Origin of the sequence: Segatella copri, assembly GCF_009494835.1 — a bacterium.
Lineage (GTDB): Bacteria > Bacteroidota > Bacteroidia > Bacteroidales > Bacteroidaceae > Prevotella > Prevotella copri_F.
On sequence record NZ_VZBE01000026.1, the window covers coordinates 33,014 to 52,093 of the forward strand.

The following is a 19,080-nucleotide window of genomic DNA, read 5'->3' on the forward strand; positions in this document are numbered from 1 at the left end:
ATCTTATATTTTAATATTCTAAATTCTTCTTTAATGTACTATTTACTTCGTCAAGGATTGAAAGCAGATACTTTCCATAGTCGTTCTTCAACATAGGCTGTGCATTTTTTCTCAACTGTTCTGCAGTAATCCAACCTTGGCGGTATGCAATTCCTTCCAGACAAGCCACCTTCAAGCCCTGGCGCTTCTCCAAAACTTCAATAAAGGTAGATGCCTCTGAAAGAGAATCATGAGTTCCGGTATCGAGCCAGGCAAATCCTCTTGCCATGGTCTGTACCTTCAGTTGCTTATCCTTCAGGAACTCCTGATTAACGGTGGTAATTTCCAACTCACCACGAGCGGATGGCTTGATATGCTTAGCTACTTCTACCACCTTGTTAGGATAGAAGTATAAGCCTACCACAGCATAGTTGCTCTTTGGATGCTGAGGCTTCTCCTCAATGCTGAGGCAATTGCCTTGCTCATCGAACTCTGCTACACCATATCGCTCAGGATCGCCGACACGATAACCGAAGACGGTTGCCTTGTCGTTCTGCTCTGCATCTACTACTGCCTGATGAAGCATCTTGTTCAAACCTGCACCATAGAAGATGTTGTCACCAAGAACAAGACAAGCAGCCTCATCGCCAATAAATTTCTCTCCGATAATGAAGGCTTGGGCTAAGCCATCTGGTGATGGCTGCTCAGCGTACTCGAACTTGACTCCGAACTGGCTTCCATCGCCTAAGAGGCGCTTGAAGCCTGGCAAATCGAATGGTGTTGAAATAATGAGTATCTCACGAATACCTGCCAACATCAAAACCGAAATAGGATAATATATCATCGGTTTATCAAAGATAGGAATCAGCTGCTTGCTGATACCTTTCGTGATGGGGTATAAGCGTGTTCCGCTACCACCTGCTAATACTATTCCTTTCATGATATGATATTAATTATTTTCCAAATTCTTTAATTCTCTGTTCTTCCTTTAAAGAGCAAACAAGCAGTTGTCCATTCTTCTCGGCTACAATATAGCCATCCAAGCCTTGAACTACCACCTTGCTTTCATCGGCTGCATGAACCACGCAGTTCGTGCATTCATACAATCGGATGTCCTTGCCTACCTTGGCATTGCCAGCATCATCTTGTGGGAGCAAGGTACGGAGACTTCCCCAGCTGCCTAAGTCGCTCCAGCCGAACTCGGCTGGCAAGGTATAGATTTCCTTCGACTTCTCCATCACGGCATAGTCAATGCTTATCTTCTCGCAGGTTGGGAAGAGCTTGCCGACTACCTCTTTCTCCTGTTCGGTATAGAAAGAAGGAGCCATCTCGTTCATGATGCTGGCAAGCTGAGGCTGAAAGGTACGGATTGCCTTGCTGATGGTATCGATGTTCCAAACGAAGATTCCGGCATTCCAATAGTAATTGCCAGCGGCAAGGTATTGCTCGGCTGTCTCCAGATTTGGCTTTTCCTTGAAAGCCTCAACCTTGTAGATTTCATCTACGGATGTTGGCTCTGCTGAGGCTATATAGCCATAGCCTGTTTCTGGGCGGCTTGGCTTAATACCGATAGTAACGATGGCGTTCTTGTCGGAAGTATAACTCAGTGCCTTGCAGAGCACTCGCTGATACTCGGTGGTATTGATCACCAGGGCATCGGATGGTGTCACCACGATGTTGGCATCAGGATGCTTCTTCTGGATCTTCCAACAGGCATAAGCGATACATGGAGCTGTATTGCGAGCCTCCGGCTCTGCTAATATGTTATCTACTGGCATGTCAGGGATTTGCTCCTTGACAATGCGAATGTATTTCTCGTTTGTCACTACCCACATGTTTTCGACAGGACAGATTGGCTTCAATCTATCTACTGTCAATTGAATAAGGGAACGCCCCACACCCATCACATCAATGAACTGCTTTGGGTAATCGGGGGTTGACATAGGCCAGAAGCGGCTACCTACGCCGCCCGCCATGATAATAATTTGTATATCCATTATTAAATATCTATCTCTACAATGAAAGAACTTGTACTTCAACGCTTTTGTGTCAAAAGCGTAACCCATGAACACTACTTTTGGATTAGTATAACTATTTTTCATTATTATACCCCGAATCTTATAAAATATGAAGGGATTTTTATATGGCTTTAACTTAAAATACTCAAAAACTCATTTCTTACTTTGTTTGGTCAAGCATGAGTTTATTTTTGTTTCTATTACATCTGCCGTATTCTGGGGTATTTTTTCAAGAGGTTTGTATCTTTTATCTATATATTTATCAGACAACAAATCGCAGTTTCTACTACCTGTATAATACTTTGGAGTTTTTACCTTATCTGGATAAAGATCAGGATTTGTTACGAATCGAATACTACGACTGTCATCGGAACATATCAAACGACATTTGGAAACAATCACCATAGCAGGAAGATGAGGATCATCAAAATCAGTGTCTGAAATCATAGCCTCAATTCTTTCTTGTTCTTTGTCTACTTCGGCTGTATCCAACCGAATAACTTTATTCTTATAGACATTTAAAACGCCGAATACCTTAAGGAACTTTTGGGCTTTCTTCAGTTCTGCCATATATTTCGAGCCGCCGATAACTAACTTCCCTTTACCATGCAAGATCCAATCCAAAACTGGTTTGAATTCAGCATGTTTTTCATTATTCGAATCGAAAACCGGTCCGAATGTATTGGTATCTACAATAATACACATAAGCTAAAGATCAAGCATTCTCAACTCCTCATCAACAAAGAAATCCCCATAACTATCAGGTATCTCACAATTAAACCTGCCATTCTTTCCTATAGGCATTACCGTAATTACATTACCAGCCTCTGTTCTTTCAAAAAACAAAACTTGCGCCTCTCCTTTAGGCTTTTTCTCAGCATGATGCATCTCATAGCGAAAACGGTTTATCATGTATTCACTATGAGTTTCCAGTAAAAAAGAATTGGCATTATCTCTCCAATTTTTAAATACCAACGTTCCAAAAGCACATTGAGCTTTTGGGTGAAGATGAACCTCAGGTTGCGGAATTGCTATTTGAGTTTTTTTGCGACGAAGCATCTCAACAATAAGAGGCATCACTTGAGATACACCATATCCAACATTTGAGATATTTATCTTTACCTTACCATACTTCAAATCGAGAGAAAAAGGTGAAGATGAACCTGAACCAGAATATGACTCCACCTCTACACCTTCAAACAGAGAACTCTCCTGTCCAAATTGATTTAACGTTTCAATAATAGAGTTAGTCTTTCCATTTCTTTTATCAAAACATGATTTTAGAAAAAATGCGATATGATCACCTTCTGGTACAAAATCTCGCTCATACGAATCATAATACGGCTTCGCCTGTGCTCTGACTGGAGAAAATCGCAGCATATCTTTCTGGCTCAACACCTTCGGAAATCGAGTCTTGTCACCAACCATCAAATCAAACAACAAGCCATTTTCTGATTTTTCATCAATATCTTCAAAATAATCACTTGTAGAATGTTCTATCCACAAACGAAAATCATCTTCAGTTGCTCGTGTATAAAGTTCGACATTATCATTTTTCTTCTTACTAAGAATGATTGTCTTGTTATTTGCTGTAGATTGATATTCAACAACAGAAGCAGCTCCATTATCATTTGTGAATTTCCACTTGAAAAAACAACGTTTATCATCTATTTTCTTTTCACAAGCAAAAGAAAAGTATGATTTATCATCAGAATATCTGTTTACCATATCAAAGAAATTCCCCATCTTTGAATCCTGATTAAACTTAAATATAAATGGGTTATGATTGTGATCTATGAGATACAACAAATCCATCACTGTCGATTTACCTGTACTATTATCTCCGACCAAGAAATTAACATTCTCTATAGGAATAAATGTCTTATCGAAGCCCTTATAGTTGTCTATGAAAAGTTTTGTTATCATAATAATATTTTTTAGTCTCTTCTAAAAATATCTCTAGTATATACCTTATCCTTTACATCATCCAGACAAGCATCGTAGCGGTTAGCGATGATGGCATGGCACAGTGCCTTGAATGCTTCGAGATTGTTCTCTACTCTACTGCCGAAGAAGGTGCTACCCTCTTCCAAGGTTGGCTCATAGATGACTACCTCGGCACCCTTTGCCTTGATACGCTTCATGATGCCCTGGATGGCTGACTGGCGGAAGTTATCGCTGTTTGACTTCATGGTCAGACGATAGACACCAATCACACAGTTGTGTTCCTTGCTGGCATCATAGCTGTTAGCATCGGCATAGCTGTAATAGCCTGCCTTCTGGAGTACGGCATCAGCAATATAGTCCTTACGGGTACGGTTGCTCTCTACGATTGCCTCTATCAGATTCTCCGGAACATCGGCATAATTCGCCAGGAGCTGCTTGGTATCCTTTGGCAAGCAATAACCACCATAGCCGAAACTTGGATTGTTATAATGAGTGCCGATTCGTGGGTCAAGACCTACACCTTCGATGATTGCCTTGGTATCAAGTCCCTTTACCTCTGCGTATGTATCCAACTCATTGAAGTAGCTTACTCGGAGTGCCAGATAGGTGTTGGCAAAGAGCTTGACAGCCTCAGCTTCCTTCATACCCATGAAGAGGGTATCGATGTTTTCCTTGATGGCACCTTCCTGGAGCAAAGCGGCGAATGTCTTGGCTGCTTCCTTCAACATCTCGACATTGGTTACTGACTTGATTGCCTCGTTCTCCTCTGCGAACTCAGGGCGATCGATAATCTTTGGATAGCCTACGATGATGCGGCTTGGGTAAAGGTTATCATAGAGTGCCTTGCTCTCACGAAGGAACTCTGGAGAGAAGAGAAGGTTGAACTTCTTCACGCCCTTCTTGGCATACTTCAAGTAGAGGCTACGGGTATAACCTACAGGGATGGTACTCTTAATGACCATCACTGCATCTGGGTTTACCTCCAGAACCAGGTCGATAACTTCTTCTACATGGGATGTATCGAAGTAGTTCTTTACTGGGTCGTAGTTGGTTGGTGCTGCAATCACTACGAAGTCTGCATCCTTATAGGCTGACTTGCCGTCAAGGGTTGCCACGAGGTTCAATGGCTTTTCAGCCAAATACTTTTCGATGTAATCATCCTGGATTGGAGAAATCTTGTTGTTGAGTTTCTCCACCTTCTCTGGGATTACATCTACTGCTGTTACATGATGGTGCTGAGACAACAGGGTTGCTATGCTCAGACCTACGTAGCCGGTACCGGCTACTGCTACTTTTATATCTTTAAAATTTTTCATCATTATAGTGTTATTTCTAAAATCAACCCGTCCTTCTTTACCATTAAAGAAGGCTCCACCTCTCATCTCGGTCTTCTCCCCTCAGGGAAGAAGAGGGAAACCGCCCTACTCGGTGCTCGGAACCGCTACGCTCTAAGGTTGGCAGACCATCAAAGGTCTTCGCCATGGTTGTGCGGTATGGGACCGCCTAGAGAGTAATAAAGTCTTACTAACACAACAGAGATAGAGGAACTATCGGCTAGCTCATAATTCTGTATTGAGTAAATTAGACTCTCATTCTATTCATAATTGCAGAATATCAATCTTGCTTATTCTTTCTCTTCGGGTTATTTTTCTTTACCCAAATTATCATCTCTTCTGCACTCAAGCCTTTTGCCCTACAATAAGCTTTAATATTTTTGGGACCACCAGGCTTCTTTGCTTCAATTAGATAATCCCTATATGACTCAGAATAATCTTTTATCAAGAATCTACTTAGATCATACTCCCCTTTAGGCTGAATTTCTTCGTCAACTTCTTCATGAAAGAAACGAAGAATAACTTTATCTCTTAAAACCTTTATCCAATGTACAAATAACGAATAGAGTAGTGTCAATTGCCATGGAGATGCAACCGATAAAAGTCTATTTCTCAACACATCGTTAAACAAAGTCAACGTTTCATCCGACTCATCATCCCTATTAGAAAAACAACTTTTAAAACACGCTTCTTTATAATGTTTATGAACTAACGTCTCTTGATGATTTTGAATGCCATCCAAAGACCTTTTATACTTATTATATTCATCGTGTATCTTATCTTTTAAATATGCTTTATAAATTCGAGAATACAACCAATCTAAATATAATTGGTGTAATATCGGAAAACTTATTAAAATTACAAGAGAAAAACGAATATGCTCATACAATAAAGATACTATCGGATTGTTTAAGAGAAACTGACAGCTTGTTATAGTTATATAATAATATAAAAAAGCAAATACTATCAACCAAAAAACAACCCATCTCCAAGATCTTAATAAAAAATTTGGAACAACGACTAGAATGGCAACAGCCAAAGAGCAATAAATTAATGGTAAATAATTACTTATACCATCTTTAGAATCTTCAAAACCAATAAAAGTCAAAAGAACAACACAATAACATAGCATAATACTTCCTTTATGCTGGGAATAACTTTGCACTCTTTTGTTTGTTGATTCTATTTCATCTTTAATTTTATTTATCGACAAATTACTTGCTGTAAAATCATAACTAGACAACAAACTATTCATTTCTTTATAATAAACAGGCGTCCAAAACTGTTTACAATATGCATTATCTATGCACATTGTAACATAAACTGCTGCAAAAAACTCAATAAAAGAACTAAAACTAGATACCATATTCCTGATAAAGTCTAGATATTTTTCTTTGTGTTGTAGGATTTACCAATTTCGAATCCTCACATTCTATATTATGATTATCTTCTGCTTTTAACACAGACATATAAGAAGGGTAATCTGAACCTTTAGACTGATTATTATGCCAATTCATCGGTCGCAGATTATCAATATCATTTATCAAATTTGTTGGAACCCCAAGAGCTTCCAATTTTGACTTGGGATAAACATGATCAATTTCCCAACCAAAAGGGCTATCACGATCACCATACTTTTCAAAAAGCATCCAAGCACCACAAGCGTCCTTACGAACATATCTATCCTGAAACTCTTCTACTTTTCTGCCTTTATTCCAAACTGCCAGTTTCTGTTCTTCAGTAAAATCACACATAATATTTTGGGTATTATACTATATAACTTATATGATATTATAAACGAGCAACAATACCAGCAATACTCTGCTGATTATTTTGAATTTGATTAATATCCAACTGAACTCGTTCGCCTCCAATTGTCCTTATTCTTCGATCGTTTACCAACTGACTGAAGCTTTTTGCTTCTGCAAAAGCTGCAACTCCTGAAGTTTGAAAATCTCTCACCTCCATTATAACATTATTACTTGAAAAATATTGATGATTGGCATTCATCAAGGTATTTATCTCCTGGTCTATGGAAGCCAAGACTCCTCTATATGCTGCAGCCGTTCCCATATATTGGGTAATTCGATTCTTAACTATAAGATGTATTTGAGGCAATGTCATGCCTGCTTTTGTTAATTCACTATTGAAAGTATAAGAAGCATAAATTTTAGATGGTAATTTATAACCATATATTAAGCTCAAGACATTTGACAGGGCACGCTTAGAAGAATCATCAGCCATAACAGGAACTATGAGTCTATCAGTTGCCGCCAAAGCTATCTGTGTATAAATAGAGAAGCTCGGATTTGTATCTATAAAAACGATATCATATTCTTCTAACGCTTGCAGTAAATCACGTAACCATGCAATCACTGTAATATACGTATTAACAGAAGGCATCTTATTAGCTGTCAATGAAGAAATAAAACTTGACTGCAATTCCACCAAACGATCTCCTGCTACTAGTTCTACATTTTGTGGGATATTAGCATTCACCGTTACTGGACTAGAAACATACTCCCTAGGATTTACCTTTGTCGCATAAGCAAAAGGTGTCTGCATTCTCTCCTCAAAATAACCTCCAATACTCTTTCGAGGCTGAGATTGATACAAAGCATCCAAATGCGCTGCACCATTATTTTCCATTCCACCCAATAGCAACTCTGACAAATTTGCTTGTGGGCATAAATCCACCACTAAAATTCTTTGGTCTTGATGAATCAGAGAATATTCCAAGACACTCTGGAAGCACAAGCTTGTTTTACCAGTGCCTCCTTTATTATTCCAAAATGTATATGTTCTCATTATTGTATTTTTTATATTGTATCCAGTTCTATGTTCCAATATTAACTCACTTGTTTGAGAGATTTGGTTCGTTCTGTCGTATATCACCAATACAGCGTCACCACTATATTACTAGCAGTTACACCTATCAGTTTTTTGAAAAAGTTATTTTTGAATCATGCGGGTAAGAATGCCTTTTTCTTCAATTTCAACGAAGTTAACTTCATTTGCCATTGCAGCCTGCTGCATTCCTCATCGCAATAGGCTGCATCTGCCATCGCAGCCTATTGCATTTTTTCTTCTATTTTCCCCTCCTATAGCATCTCACGGATAAAATCATAAAGGAGTTTAGCACTTTGGCTTACCTTTGAAGATTTTATGCTAAGTGATTTCTTATCCAAGGTATGGGAAGCATAATAAAGAGAATAGCCTTCCACATCATCAACCTGGCGCGAAACCTGCACGGAAGGATTGTCTGACTCGGAAAGGAAGGAAGACATCTTGACTAATAATGAGCGATTGGCGGTTTCCGGACTTTCTGCCTTATTTTTGCCCTTGATGCATTCTGCCACAACAATATGTTCCTCGGCATGATTCTCTTTTTCCAATCCCGATACCGAACCCACCATAAAGACGGTATCAACCTTGAATACCGTATATAATGCAGTAGCCAGAACAGAAGTGGCGCATACTCCAGGTTTATCTGTGCATGTCGCTATGATGCGAAGCTCATGCAAGCCTGCAGTATGGATAGTTGCCGTGCGAAAGATATAGGGCAAAGCGTCATTTTCCATATAATCCCATTGACAACGGCTAAAGGTATTCAGCATTTGCTCAAATTCTTCGGCATGGGTGCAGATGATAGCTACATCGTATTTACAACGATTCTCCAGGCTTTCTGCAAGCGACTTCTTAAACTGGTGCAGCTGTAGAAGCTTCTGCTGAAGGTCTTTGCGCCAGTTAGTATCCTTGTGACTATAAAAGAGAAGATGCCATAGCTTGTCACGGAAATCCTGCTGCTGTTGGGTGAACTCTTTTTCATATTCGGTCAAACCTATCACCTGAAGAGGCACCTTGATGCTCTCGTTCTGATAGATTTCATCCAGATACTCCGCTCCTGCCGTATGCGATTGCTCTTCGTCTTCATGATGTGGCATCACCATGTCGAGAATAAGAAGATCGTATTGCGTTGCCTGCATCTGCAGCCTACCTTTGTAGATATTGGGAGCAGTATCAATTTTCACCTCTCCATGTGGCAGGAGATTGGTTATGACGTGACGAAGCGCTTCTACCTTGATGCCGGAATCGTCCATTATCAGTATGTCTATCATGAGAATATGCTTTTAATCTGTTGTTCCAACCTGTTGCGCCAGTCGCCCTTCTGGGCTGAATAGTAAACATAGGAACGGTAATTATCGGGATATTGTTCTTTCAACTCTATATCGAAGGTGGCAAGTTCCTTGCGTCCAAACACGTTGTACATCGTGACAACTATGACCGGCGTGGAGATATTGCGCAGATACATTCCCTCCAGGATATTTTGACCTGCGGCTGGCTCTGGCAAGCCTCCACTGGCATCATCGTTGAGATCGAAGGTGCTCATCGACATATCGAGAAGGATAAGATCGTACTCCTGCTCTGCCTCGAATATCATCTCTTGGGCGGAATTATAAGAGGTGCAATGATAGACCTTGGAATCAGGGAATTTCGCCTTCAGGAAATTTCTGATGTCCTTTGCCTTTTCCTCATAGTCTTCTACCAAGAGTATTCTTTTGTTCTTACTCATAAGCTATAGATGAAGGGAGATGATTCAGCTGGGATGTGTCTACCAGCATTTCGTTGAGATTGAAATATATGTCTGTGTGGCATTTACCGTCCTTCGCCACGATGGTGAAATAATTGTTCTGGTCGCCAAACTCAAATTGCAGGATGTTCATAGCCTTTACCAAACCACTACCTTTCTCCTTCTGGAGACGGCACTGGTCTTGCAGGCGCTCATAGAATATCTGGTTGAGTCTGTCCTCATCCGTACCATCAGGCAAGTCGTTAACAAGTTGCAGGTGCAAAATGTGCCCATCCTTCACCGTTGGACTGATACCAAAGGAAAAGCGCTGCTCCTTTTTGCAATATTTCAGCATATTGCTGAAGAATATGGTGAAGAGATCGAACATGGAGGCACTGTATTCCGAGCGAATGTGCAGTTTGATGTCGAGCGACAACTCATTGCCTGTCTCGTTCAACTCAGGTATATACTTGACGGCAGATTCCAATGCCATCTGCATGTGGTTATCGAGTAAGAAATCATCATACTTGGTAGCCTGGCGATAGAACCACTTCTCTACCTTTGCCAGCTTGGCGGTAAGTTCCTCACGTGCCTTGTTGATGGTGGAGTTGAGTTGCTTGTAGAGCTCTGGTACGGTAGAAAGCGACTGGATGGACGATTCCAGGTCGATGAGCAAGGCAAACATGCCTGGTGCCAGCTCATTCTTCACCTTGCCACGAATCTTTTCGAGGCGTTGCTCGGTAATCTCCCAGAGATATACCATCACCTGACGGCAGAAGTCTTCAACTCCGGAAGCCGTACTTTCTATCTGCAGGAAACGAGTGCAGATGTCATCGGTGGATACCTCATAGTTGAAATCACCCATCATGTTGTCATTCTCATCCACATGAATCTGTATCACGGTATCCTTGAACTCTGAGATAAGATGATCTATCTTCTTGGAGAACTCTATGATTGACTTATTGAGAATATCGTTGCTTTTTGCATCGAGATTAAATTCCCTTTGCCATACATGGCTAGGAATATATGTGGTGCCCTCGGTACTATATACCAAGTTGAGACGTGCCAAGCCTGAACGCAACTCTCCCTCAAATACACCATGGCGAATACGGGTACTGAGATAAGTGCCCAATCCAAAACGGCTCTTCAAAAATGCTCTGCGAATCACATCAAAAAGCTGGGTAGCAGCCTCAGCTATTACATTATCAGAATATGTGGCGACATTATTTATCATCTCGGCATTTTTTTCGGTACTGGAATAATCCAATCCGCCAACCAGGTAATATACGCGATCCTGATTTGCCAAGGCTGCCTGTTTCTTGAAGCGGTCGTATAAGTCGGATATGCCTTGCAATTCATACTTGAAAACTGCTTCCTCGTTGACATAGATTTTGCTGTCATCGAGCTTCTTCATGCCTCGATAGGCAATCAACTCGTGCATCAGTTCTGTATAGATGGCGGAATATCGCTTGTCGTCAGGTGACTTCATGCGCAGGAAACTTACAATCTTGAGCTTTTCCTCCAGCACATCCATGGTACTCTTCAACTTGTAATGATGATAGAGAATGTCATCCGTCAGCAAGATATAGAAGAAAAGTTCTACCTTGGCTGGTGACTTGCCGGTCATGAGTTCTATCAACTCTGAAGGATAATTGACACCCTCATACTTGCAATATCGCTCCAGCACAAACTGCTTCTGAGGATATTTCTCAGCATTGAGGAATATGAAAAGCAGGAAATCGATATTGTTACGTATACCTTCGTAGCGCTGCTTCTTGATGTCGGCAAGGAACTGGTGGGTATCTATCTTCGAAACAAACGCCTTGTTATCGATGTACTTGTCGATATAGAAGCGAACTGCCTGCTGACGATATTCTACTCCCAGTTTCATATAAGAACGGAAGATATATTCCACTGCCGTCTGGGCTGTAGGCGTAATGTCGTGATTATCGTCAAGAATAACCTTCCACTTTTCCAATGCCTCCTCATACATTCCGTTTTCGAACAATATCTTGGCATTATCAACGTCACGAATGTATGACACGATGCTCGTATCCTCGATGACCTCTTTCAGTATGCGTTGGTGCTGATAGTTGAGAGCCTTGGAATGAGGCATCCGCTGCAGGGCTGCCTCTATATATTCCTGACGTATGTCATCATCCTGGAAGATGCCATTGAAATAAGGATCGAAACAGGTCATGGAGAGTTGGCGCAAGGTTTCGCATCGACTCGTATTGCGCTCCTCACGGATGAAGTAATCAAGACCTGCTGCTATCTGGAAACCATAGATATGCTTGTTGAGTTTATAAAGGGTATCCTTGTACTGGTCGTTGTCTTTCTCGGTCATCACCCGATAAACATTGAAGGCTATCTCGTTGAGTATGCAATCCTTATTGCCGTCGATGTTTCGAAATCCCCGATGCAGGAACAACAAGGCACGGCTGTATAACTTGACTACATCAAAATTAGAAGGATCCTTCAGCAAGAAATTCCTGCATGCCGTGATTGTTTCCTCATACTTGCCTGTATAATAGTAATCCAGGATACGGATGAACTCTTCGGAATAGTAATCCTCTGGCATTTTCTGCACATCATTGATTGCCAGGAATGGATAAAGCAGGCTGTCACCCGACAAACGATAGAGCTTGCGAGCAAAATGCAAGACACTTGCCATATGTTCCGGTTCCTTGATAAGATAGGAACGCAACACATAGAGCAGAAGATTGTAGCGGTCGATGGCAGAATTGAGCGACTCCATGATGAGCGTTACAGAAAGATCATCTATGTCATAATGCTGATAGTAGTTGAGCCGGAAGAGGAAATAATTGTAACGGTCGTTCTGGAAGTCGTTGCGATTCCGCTTGTACCGGGATACGAGATTGATATCATACTCGATGGCAGAGGAATTTTTAAGACTGCGATTTGCCAGATAATTCAGCAATTCACTCACGATACCTACCTTGTCGCTCTTCTTCTCCTTGTTTACATTGCTCAGCGTTGTAAGGACTGCCTGGAGATTGTCCTGATAACCATATATGAGAAGTTTCATCTCATAATACCATACCGTATAACCTACCTTCTTAAGCGATTCATCCAAGATGGCATGAGCTTCTGTATAATTGCCCAGCAAGATATGGCGCTCCACTGCATCTCGGATCTGCACAAACTCGTGCAGCTGCTTCTTATACCGACGCAATCCTGTAATGACCCATCCCAGCTCATTGTCGAGAGAAACAGGCTTGAAGAAATAGCAGTTGGCTCCATTACCCAAGGTCTTGATAGACGCAGGCATGGCATTACCCCATATCACCCGGTCGATGACACCTTGATGATGGGCTATATCATCGGTAGCAGACATGATGAGCTGGGGATTGCCACAGTTTTTGAGTTGTGTGGCTATGCGAAGCCAATCAAGTTTACCACCCTTCACGCTAAGGAAACAGGAAGAAACCTGATAGTTTCTCATCCTTGGCGATACCATGGGAATGCATGTATTGAAAAACATAGGCTATTTGTTTTTAATCTGATTGATTACCTTGTCAGGGTTATTGTTGAATTGCTCTACATGAGGGAATATCAATGTCTGCTGTATAGAGGTGTCCGTCTTAGCCTTTATAGATTCCACTGCCTGATGGGCTTGTGCCATTGATTCTTCTGCAGACACCGAATCGCTATCAATGATGAGCATATCATGGGGAAACTGTATCTCCAAATGCCTCTCTGATCTCTTGACGGAAGAAACGAAACGGTTGATGAGACGGAAAAACTTATCGCCATACACTACGTTACGGAGGGGGCAGACGGCTGGACGAAGGGATTGGGCGATATTACTCTGTAAGGACAAGATTGCCCATACTGTTGCCAGGATGACGTTCGTCATGCCTTCGTATTCCGCGCGTACATATTTAATATAGTCATCAATATGGCAGCCTGATGCCGCCTGGCTCATGATACCTCCGCTTATACGATAGGCTTCATACAGGATGGTAAGCAAGTCATCGTTGTCTTTATGTAAGACTTGATCTTGGTTATCCTCTAAAAAGTCATACAATAACCGACAGAATTCATTCTCGTGGATGAAAGCATTAAATTCCCAATGTGAAAATGGCATAATAGCATATTGGATTAATACAGCAAATCATTGATCTTTTCCTTTATATCGTCATTTTGGGGATATTCCCTCAATTGGTTACGCACGGAATGTTCTTTGTCACCTTCTAGGGCAATGGTAAGATGGGTAGCGTTATCAGTAGTAAAAACTTCTGCACGACCCATCATAAATATTATATTAGCTATGAGATTGCGATTGAAGGTGGTTCCCTTCTGTTTGCCTGGCTCATACACTTCGGCTTCTACCTCGGGAAGAGCAAGAATATTCTTCCATAGGGTTTCGTAGCGGTTCTTCCAATCCTTGGATACGTACCGTGCAAGTTTGGCTACATATTGCATGATATCAGCTTTGCGCTTCTCCCGCTCTGCATCCTGCAGTACTTTTTCGGCTGCAGGTACAGATTTCTGCTTATCACCATAATAATTATTGACGACAGTGGTAGCATTAGGATTGAAATTATCCACATGATCTATATGTATATCCTGGAAGGTATTGCCTTGACCGGGATCGCCTTTAATATTGATTTCCATAACGGTTTCTTTTTTTACGTTTATCTATCTGATATTCAAGCTGAAAGAAAGAAGAAAGTTAGGTACTGTTTTCTTCCTTGGTTTCAGTTTCTTAATGTAGTACCTTTGCAACGCAGTTCGGAAGTAACAACGTTTCTGTCGGGCACATTGACTGCATGTGGAAATACCAAGTCCCATACCGACGATGGGCAACTTTATGATTAATTATTCCGTGTTTATGATGCAAAACCCTATCCATCCTGAAAAGGACCCACTGGCTTATGCAAGAGCCCAGGTGAAGGAAGTGATTTCATTCAGAAAGTTCGTGCAGCACATTGCCGAACATGGTGGTTATACCCGAGGCAAGGTGAAGGGTGTACTCGCTGACATGTGTACCTGTCTGGTAGAGATGCTCCTGGATGGCAAGAAGGTGCAACTCGATGAGTTGGGCGACTTCTGGGTTTCACTTTCCTGCGATGGAGCTGAGACAGTGAACAAGTTTACTGCCGACAACATCAAGGCGGTGAACATTATCTTCACTCCAGGTCCTGATTTCGAGAACCTCATCAGCAAGGCTGAGTTCGAGACCGTGGCAAGTCGTGCTGCCCAGGCTGCAACGCTCAAGGCTGAGAAGGAAGGAAAGACTACCGTAGACCTGGAAGCTGCCAAGAAGAAGCCTACTACCGACAAGGAGGAAGGCACTGGTGATACCACACAAGGTGGTGGCAGCGAGAACACGGGAGGTACCGGTTCTGAGAACGGCGAAGGTGGCGGTGATGGCCTGGAGTAAGACTCTCCCTGTGACTGCATCCTGCATAGTGCAGGGTGTGGTCACCCCTTCAAACTAATGTTTCACTTTTAAACACATTTCTGATTATGAAGAATTTTAATGATGGTTCCAAGAAGATTTCTTGGGTTTCGATTTTGAACGCAGTCGTACAGGCGCTGATTGCTGCTCTCACGGCACTGGGAGTAAGCTCGTGCGCGAGTGCCTTATAGCAATGTTGAGTGTTGAATGTTGAATGTTAAATTATTCCTATGACGAAAGATACTTTTCCAATGAACATTGGCGGGGAGAAGGTACGCTCTGAGCGCATGCTTCTCGCCAAAGTGGAGAACGGCAAGAACATGATGTCTGCCGACTCTGTGAGATTTCTGGTACTGCATTGCTCGGCTACCCGATGCAATCAGGACTATAGTGTGGAACAGCTGCGCCGTGACCATAAGGCTCGTGGGTTTTATGACATCGGCTACCACTTCTACATCCGTAAGAATGGTACGATGACGCAGCACCGTAAGCTGCTGGAGGTGGGGGCTCATGCCAGACCATATAATAGATGCTCTATCGGCATCTGCTATGAGGGAGGGCTCGATGAGCAAGGCAAGCCTTGCAACACCATGACAACTGAGCAGGAAACGAGACTCATTGATCTTTTCAGGAATCTGAAGATTCTCTTTCCGAAAGCGAAGATTGTGGGCCATCGGGACTTGCCTGGGACTACTCCAAAGGAGTGTCCGTGTCTGGATGCTGGAAGCTGGGCTGCCCGACACCGCCTTGATTAACTCTTATAACTCCTTTTGGCTGGCATTGCTAGCTAAAAGGAGTTTTTTCGAATCCCTCCGTCTCCCTTTCCAAAGGGAGCTCCACATCCTAACCAAGCCTTCCCTTCTCAGAAAGGAAGGATGTAACCGCCCTCCGGTGCTCAGAACCGCTACGCTCTAAGGTTGGCGGACCATCAAAGGTCTCGCCATGTTGTGCGGGCTGGGACCGCCTTGATGCAATGCTTTCTATACCTAATCTTAAGACTTATTTTATATGAATCAGAGGAAAGCAAAGACTAGTTAAACATGTTATTATCTTCTCATTAACTTTGCTGCAAATTCAAAGAAGTCTGCAACATTTTTGAAATCATCAAATTGTTGGCAATACATACTGACATAAGGTTCGGGAAACCTACTGCGTACATCAGCCTTTATCATACTTGCTAAAGCCTCCTTTGTGTAGGCTTTCAGCAATTCATTGTATTGTTCCTCGCTCATAATTGTTTTATCTTAAATTCTAGGGTGTCCAGTTCTGAATCTTGTATAATGTTTCATGCTGTTACTAAATTTATAAGATATCTTGGATTAGATTGAAATTGCTCCCAATCCGATTTCAATTGTTGTTCACATCCCAATAGGAGTTTATGGGTATTCGTTGTGTTCGACATATTTTTCTTTAACTTCTCAATATACTCCAACAAATTCATGCAAATAGTATATTGTCCACAAGTAAACAAAGCTTCGGGAATTTCCTGTTCCCTGTCATCTTTAGTAAACCATAAGGTTGTTCCCATAGAAGAAGCCCTGTCACTATTCTCTATTATTGCTTGCGAAGGCTTTAAATAATCAGGATAATTATTCTTCCATCTCCATGATCCCTTACTGGATAATTCATTGACATTGTTACTCAACAAACGATTTTTCCAAATAGCATTTTCATACAATGCATTATAACGCATTTGGCGGATAGGCTTCATAAAAATAGATTGCGCCAAAGTAAGAAGCGAAGAAACTCTATTTTTCAATAAGACACAAACTTTACCAAACTGTAAGCCATTTATCAAACTATTTTCAAAATCAATTGGAAGTGTGCTTAGTATTCCTTTAATTTTATTTTGAACTTTATAAATGCATCTACAGAACCATCCACACAACATTGAAAGAGCACAGAATATTCCACTAATAAAATCAAGATGAATAACCAATGACAAGACACACAGGATAATAGACATAAGCAAGCCCCCAAAAAGTATATATCTTATCTTATTAAGAGACATATTTTTTAATGGAAAAGCAAAGTCTATAACATTCTCTTCCGAAAGAATCGGAGATGCTACATCTGACACAATAATCAAATCGTGACAAGGATAATCAGCTCTGCCTTGTGCCTCAGAATTGTTAAAAGTCATTTGTCGATTAGCCAACAAAACTGGTTCAATTCCTTGATTATCTACTATACCACCATCCATTAACTCAAACGATTTGCATGATTTACAGAAATCAATATACTTACCACTTTTACAGAAATCGAAATCATCAGGAAATATCATAGGTTCAAAACCTCCAGGAAAACAGCTTGATACTGCTAATATTTCAGAAAGTTTGATATCCTTTGCAACATCTCTTGGTATGTTATGTTTATTATTTCCTATAAAGCCATATCTATATTGAGGAGCTGCATTTTCAATTGCACGAGAAGCCTGAAAGCGAAATCCATACCCATTAGAAAAATCAGTACCATTAGCACTGAAATGATGAACATGACCATACTCAACAGTCTCCATCAACAATCCAAACGTCTGGCCATGAAAGAAAATTTGATCATAAAATTTAACAGTCTCCTTTATCAGAGATGTATTTTCATTTTCCTTAGAAAGAAAGGAATTCAATACAGACTTTGGCAAATCTTCATCACACAAGATATGATACAAAGTTTTGAAACTTTTATCAATCTCATTAGAAAGACTATAATTCATCATATACCATAGACCAGTTATTGAGCCTCCTGATATAGTAGATATTGTATTTACAACATCAAGAAGAGATTTTCCATTGGGAAAAGCAACGTGGTTCAAATAAGACAAAGTCCCTAAATGAAACATTGCTGCACGATAACCACCTCCTGATAGAGCTATAGCGATTTCTGAATTCATTTTTCTATTATAAACTTTGGTCTAAATTCATATGTAGAACTTACTTTTGTCCCATTCCCAATATAGTTGGTAACATGTACATTGTTATCCGTATCACAAACCACAAGCACATCCCCAGTCTTGGTTGTAAAAAATCTCACGCCGTTATTATAAAGCATTTCTCTTACTTCCTGACGAGGATGATCATACTGATTATCATAATCGCTGGCACATATCGCTATCTTGGGAGATATTCTCCTTATGAACTCCTCCGTTGTAAACCCATTATCTGCTCCATGATGCGCCATAAGCATCACATCAGTTTCATGACTAGCAATACCACAATCCATTATGGTGCTAGCTATCTCAGGGCTTTCACAATCGCCTAAACTTAACACTGTAAAACGACCTTTTCTGAATAGAGCCGCAATAGACATGTCATTATGCTTTTCATATTCTTTGGTTGGATTATAGACAATTGTTGAATACTTTGCAGACTCACCAGCATCCAATGAATTGACATATTCAGGAGAAATGACACCAGCAAGAATTTGTTTTTGATAAAGATAATCATTTATCATCTTTAACGAGTCCCTGCCACCATCTGAATCTGGTTGATATCCTGGATATTGAATTCTTTGAGGTTTTAGATAACAAAGGATGTCACAAAGTTCATTAGGATTGCAATGGTCTACATCCCAACTGGTAATATGCAGTAACGATATGCTTTTCGCTCCAGCAATTCGCATTTCTTTTAATACGTTTGCTCTATTACAATCGTTTAACCTTGCCTCTATCAGAGTAAAGTCATCATCTACTGCTAGTGAAAAAGAAGCACCTTTTACTCCTAACTGATATGCTCTGAATCTTGTTATTTTATCCATATTATAATCATTTTGAATTTTACGTTTTTTTGTAAATCACCGTTAGAACGTAAC

The 19,080-nt window shown here is 40.9% G+C and carries 19 protein-coding genes; 3 read left to right on the forward strand and 16 right to left on the reverse strand.

The features are described 5' to 3' along the window. Nucleotides 1-10: 10 nt before the first annotated feature. The 13 genes from rfbA to F7D47_RS04710 form a co-directional block, all read right to left on the reverse strand. Nucleotides 11-919: a glucose-1-phosphate thymidylyltransferase RfbA gene (gene rfbA, locus F7D47_RS04650; RefSeq protein WP_153086599.1), complete on the reverse strand. Its 909-nt coding sequence runs from the start codon at nucleotides 917-919 to the stop codon at nucleotides 11-13. Nucleotides 920-932: 13 nt separating this feature from the next. Next, a complete protein-coding gene (locus F7D47_RS04655; protein WP_153086598.1) occupies nucleotides 933-1,976 on the reverse strand; it encodes a mannose-1-phosphate guanylyltransferase in 1,044 nt (347 codons plus the stop codon). Between the two features lie 174 nt (nucleotides 1,977-2,150). After that, nucleotides 2,151-2,702, reverse strand: coding sequence for a hypothetical protein (locus F7D47_RS04660; RefSeq protein WP_153086597.1), 552 nt, complete (start codon nucleotides 2,700-2,702; stop codon nucleotides 2,151-2,153). A gap of 3 nt (nucleotides 2,703-2,705) precedes the next feature. Next, nucleotides 2,706-3,923 (reverse strand): AAA family ATPase, encoded by a 1,218-nt coding sequence (locus tag F7D47_RS04665; protein WP_153086596.1) that lies wholly within the window; start codon nucleotides 3,921-3,923, stop codon nucleotides 2,706-2,708. A gap of 11 nt (nucleotides 3,924-3,934) precedes the next feature. Further along, nucleotides 3,935-5,260 carry a UDP binding domain-containing protein gene (locus tag F7D47_RS04670; protein ID WP_153086632.1) on the reverse strand — a complete coding sequence of 442 codons (1,326 nt, stop codon included), beginning with the start codon at nucleotides 5,258-5,260 and terminating at the stop codon, nucleotides 3,935-3,937. A 298-nt stretch (nucleotides 5,261-5,558) separates the two neighbouring features. After that, nucleotides 5,559-6,533, reverse strand: coding sequence for a hypothetical protein (locus F7D47_RS04675; protein ID WP_153086595.1), 975 nt, complete (start codon nucleotides 6,531-6,533; stop codon nucleotides 5,559-5,561). Between the two features lie 100 nt (nucleotides 6,534-6,633). Next, nucleotides 6,634-7,032 (reverse strand): hypothetical protein, encoded by a 399-nt coding sequence (locus F7D47_RS04680; RefSeq protein WP_153086594.1) that lies wholly within the window; start codon nucleotides 7,030-7,032, stop codon nucleotides 6,634-6,636. 37 nt (nucleotides 7,033-7,069) lie between these two features. Further along, nucleotides 7,070-8,086, reverse strand: coding sequence for a ParA family protein (locus tag F7D47_RS04685; RefSeq protein ID WP_153086593.1), 1,017 nt, complete (start codon nucleotides 8,084-8,086; stop codon nucleotides 7,070-7,072). Between the two features lie 293 nt (nucleotides 8,087-8,379). Then, a complete protein-coding gene (locus F7D47_RS04690; protein WP_153086592.1) occupies nucleotides 8,380-9,396 on the reverse strand; it encodes a response regulator in 1,017 nt (338 codons plus the stop codon). Next, the gene (locus F7D47_RS04695) at nucleotides 9,393-9,851 is read right to left on the reverse strand and encodes a response regulator (protein WP_153086591.1); all 459 of its coding nucleotides are present in this window, start codon (nucleotides 9,849-9,851) and stop codon (nucleotides 9,393-9,395) included. Before F7D47_RS04695 ends, F7D47_RS04690 begins: the two co-directional genes overlap by 4 nt. Continuing rightward, nucleotides 9,844-13,353: a hypothetical protein gene (locus tag F7D47_RS04700; protein WP_153086590.1), complete on the reverse strand. Its 3,510-nt coding sequence runs from the start codon at nucleotides 13,351-13,353 to the stop codon at nucleotides 9,844-9,846. The genes F7D47_RS04695 and F7D47_RS04700 overlap by 8 nt, the downstream gene beginning before the upstream one ends. A gap of 3 nt (nucleotides 13,354-13,356) precedes the next feature. Further along, the gene (locus F7D47_RS04705) at nucleotides 13,357-13,959 is read right to left on the reverse strand and encodes a hypothetical protein (RefSeq protein WP_153086589.1); all 603 of its coding nucleotides are present in this window, start codon (nucleotides 13,957-13,959) and stop codon (nucleotides 13,357-13,359) included. A gap of 14 nt (nucleotides 13,960-13,973) precedes the next feature. Continuing rightward, complete coding sequence (locus tag F7D47_RS04710) at nucleotides 13,974-14,489, reverse strand: hypothetical protein (RefSeq protein WP_153086588.1); 516 nt, start codon at nucleotides 14,487-14,489, stop codon at nucleotides 13,974-13,976. A gap of 196 nt (nucleotides 14,490-14,685) precedes the next feature. Between F7D47_RS04710 and F7D47_RS04715 the strand changes: the two genes are divergently transcribed. From F7D47_RS04715 to F7D47_RS04725, 3 genes are all read left to right on the forward strand, one after another. Next, on the forward strand, nucleotides 14,686-15,258 hold the full coding sequence (locus F7D47_RS04715) for an HU family DNA-binding protein (protein WP_153086587.1): 573 nt from the start codon (nucleotides 14,686-14,688) through the stop codon (nucleotides 15,256-15,258). An 86-nt stretch (nucleotides 15,259-15,344) separates the two neighbouring features. Continuing rightward, nucleotides 15,345-15,467 (forward strand): smalltalk protein, encoded by a 123-nt coding sequence (locus F7D47_RS04720; protein ID WP_153095748.1) that lies wholly within the window; start codon nucleotides 15,345-15,347, stop codon nucleotides 15,465-15,467. A 39-nt stretch (nucleotides 15,468-15,506) separates the two neighbouring features. Beyond that, entirely contained in the window at nucleotides 15,507-16,031 is a 525-nt protein-coding gene (locus F7D47_RS04725) for an N-acetylmuramoyl-L-alanine amidase (RefSeq protein ID WP_153098505.1), read from the forward strand. Between the two features lie 291 nt (nucleotides 16,032-16,322). On the opposite strand, the gene F7D47_RS04730 is transcribed toward F7D47_RS04725, so the two are convergent. Genes F7D47_RS04730 through F7D47_RS04740 form a run of 3 tightly spaced genes read right to left on the reverse strand, consistent with a single transcriptional unit; the run spans nucleotide 16,323 to nucleotide 19,026 of the window. Further along, nucleotides 16,323-16,508 (reverse strand): hypothetical protein, encoded by a 186-nt coding sequence (locus F7D47_RS04730; protein ID WP_153084943.1) that lies wholly within the window; start codon nucleotides 16,506-16,508, stop codon nucleotides 16,323-16,325. Between the two features lie 53 nt (nucleotides 16,509-16,561). Continuing rightward, nucleotides 16,562-18,163, reverse strand: coding sequence for a patatin-like phospholipase family protein (locus F7D47_RS04735; protein WP_153084944.1), 1,602 nt, complete (start codon nucleotides 18,161-18,163; stop codon nucleotides 16,562-16,564). After that, nucleotides 18,160-19,026: a hypothetical protein gene (locus tag F7D47_RS04740; protein WP_153084945.1), complete on the reverse strand. Its 867-nt coding sequence runs from the start codon at nucleotides 19,024-19,026 to the stop codon at nucleotides 18,160-18,162. The genes F7D47_RS04735 and F7D47_RS04740 overlap by 4 nt, the downstream gene beginning before the upstream one ends. Nucleotides 19,027-19,080: the final 54 nt, after the last annotated feature.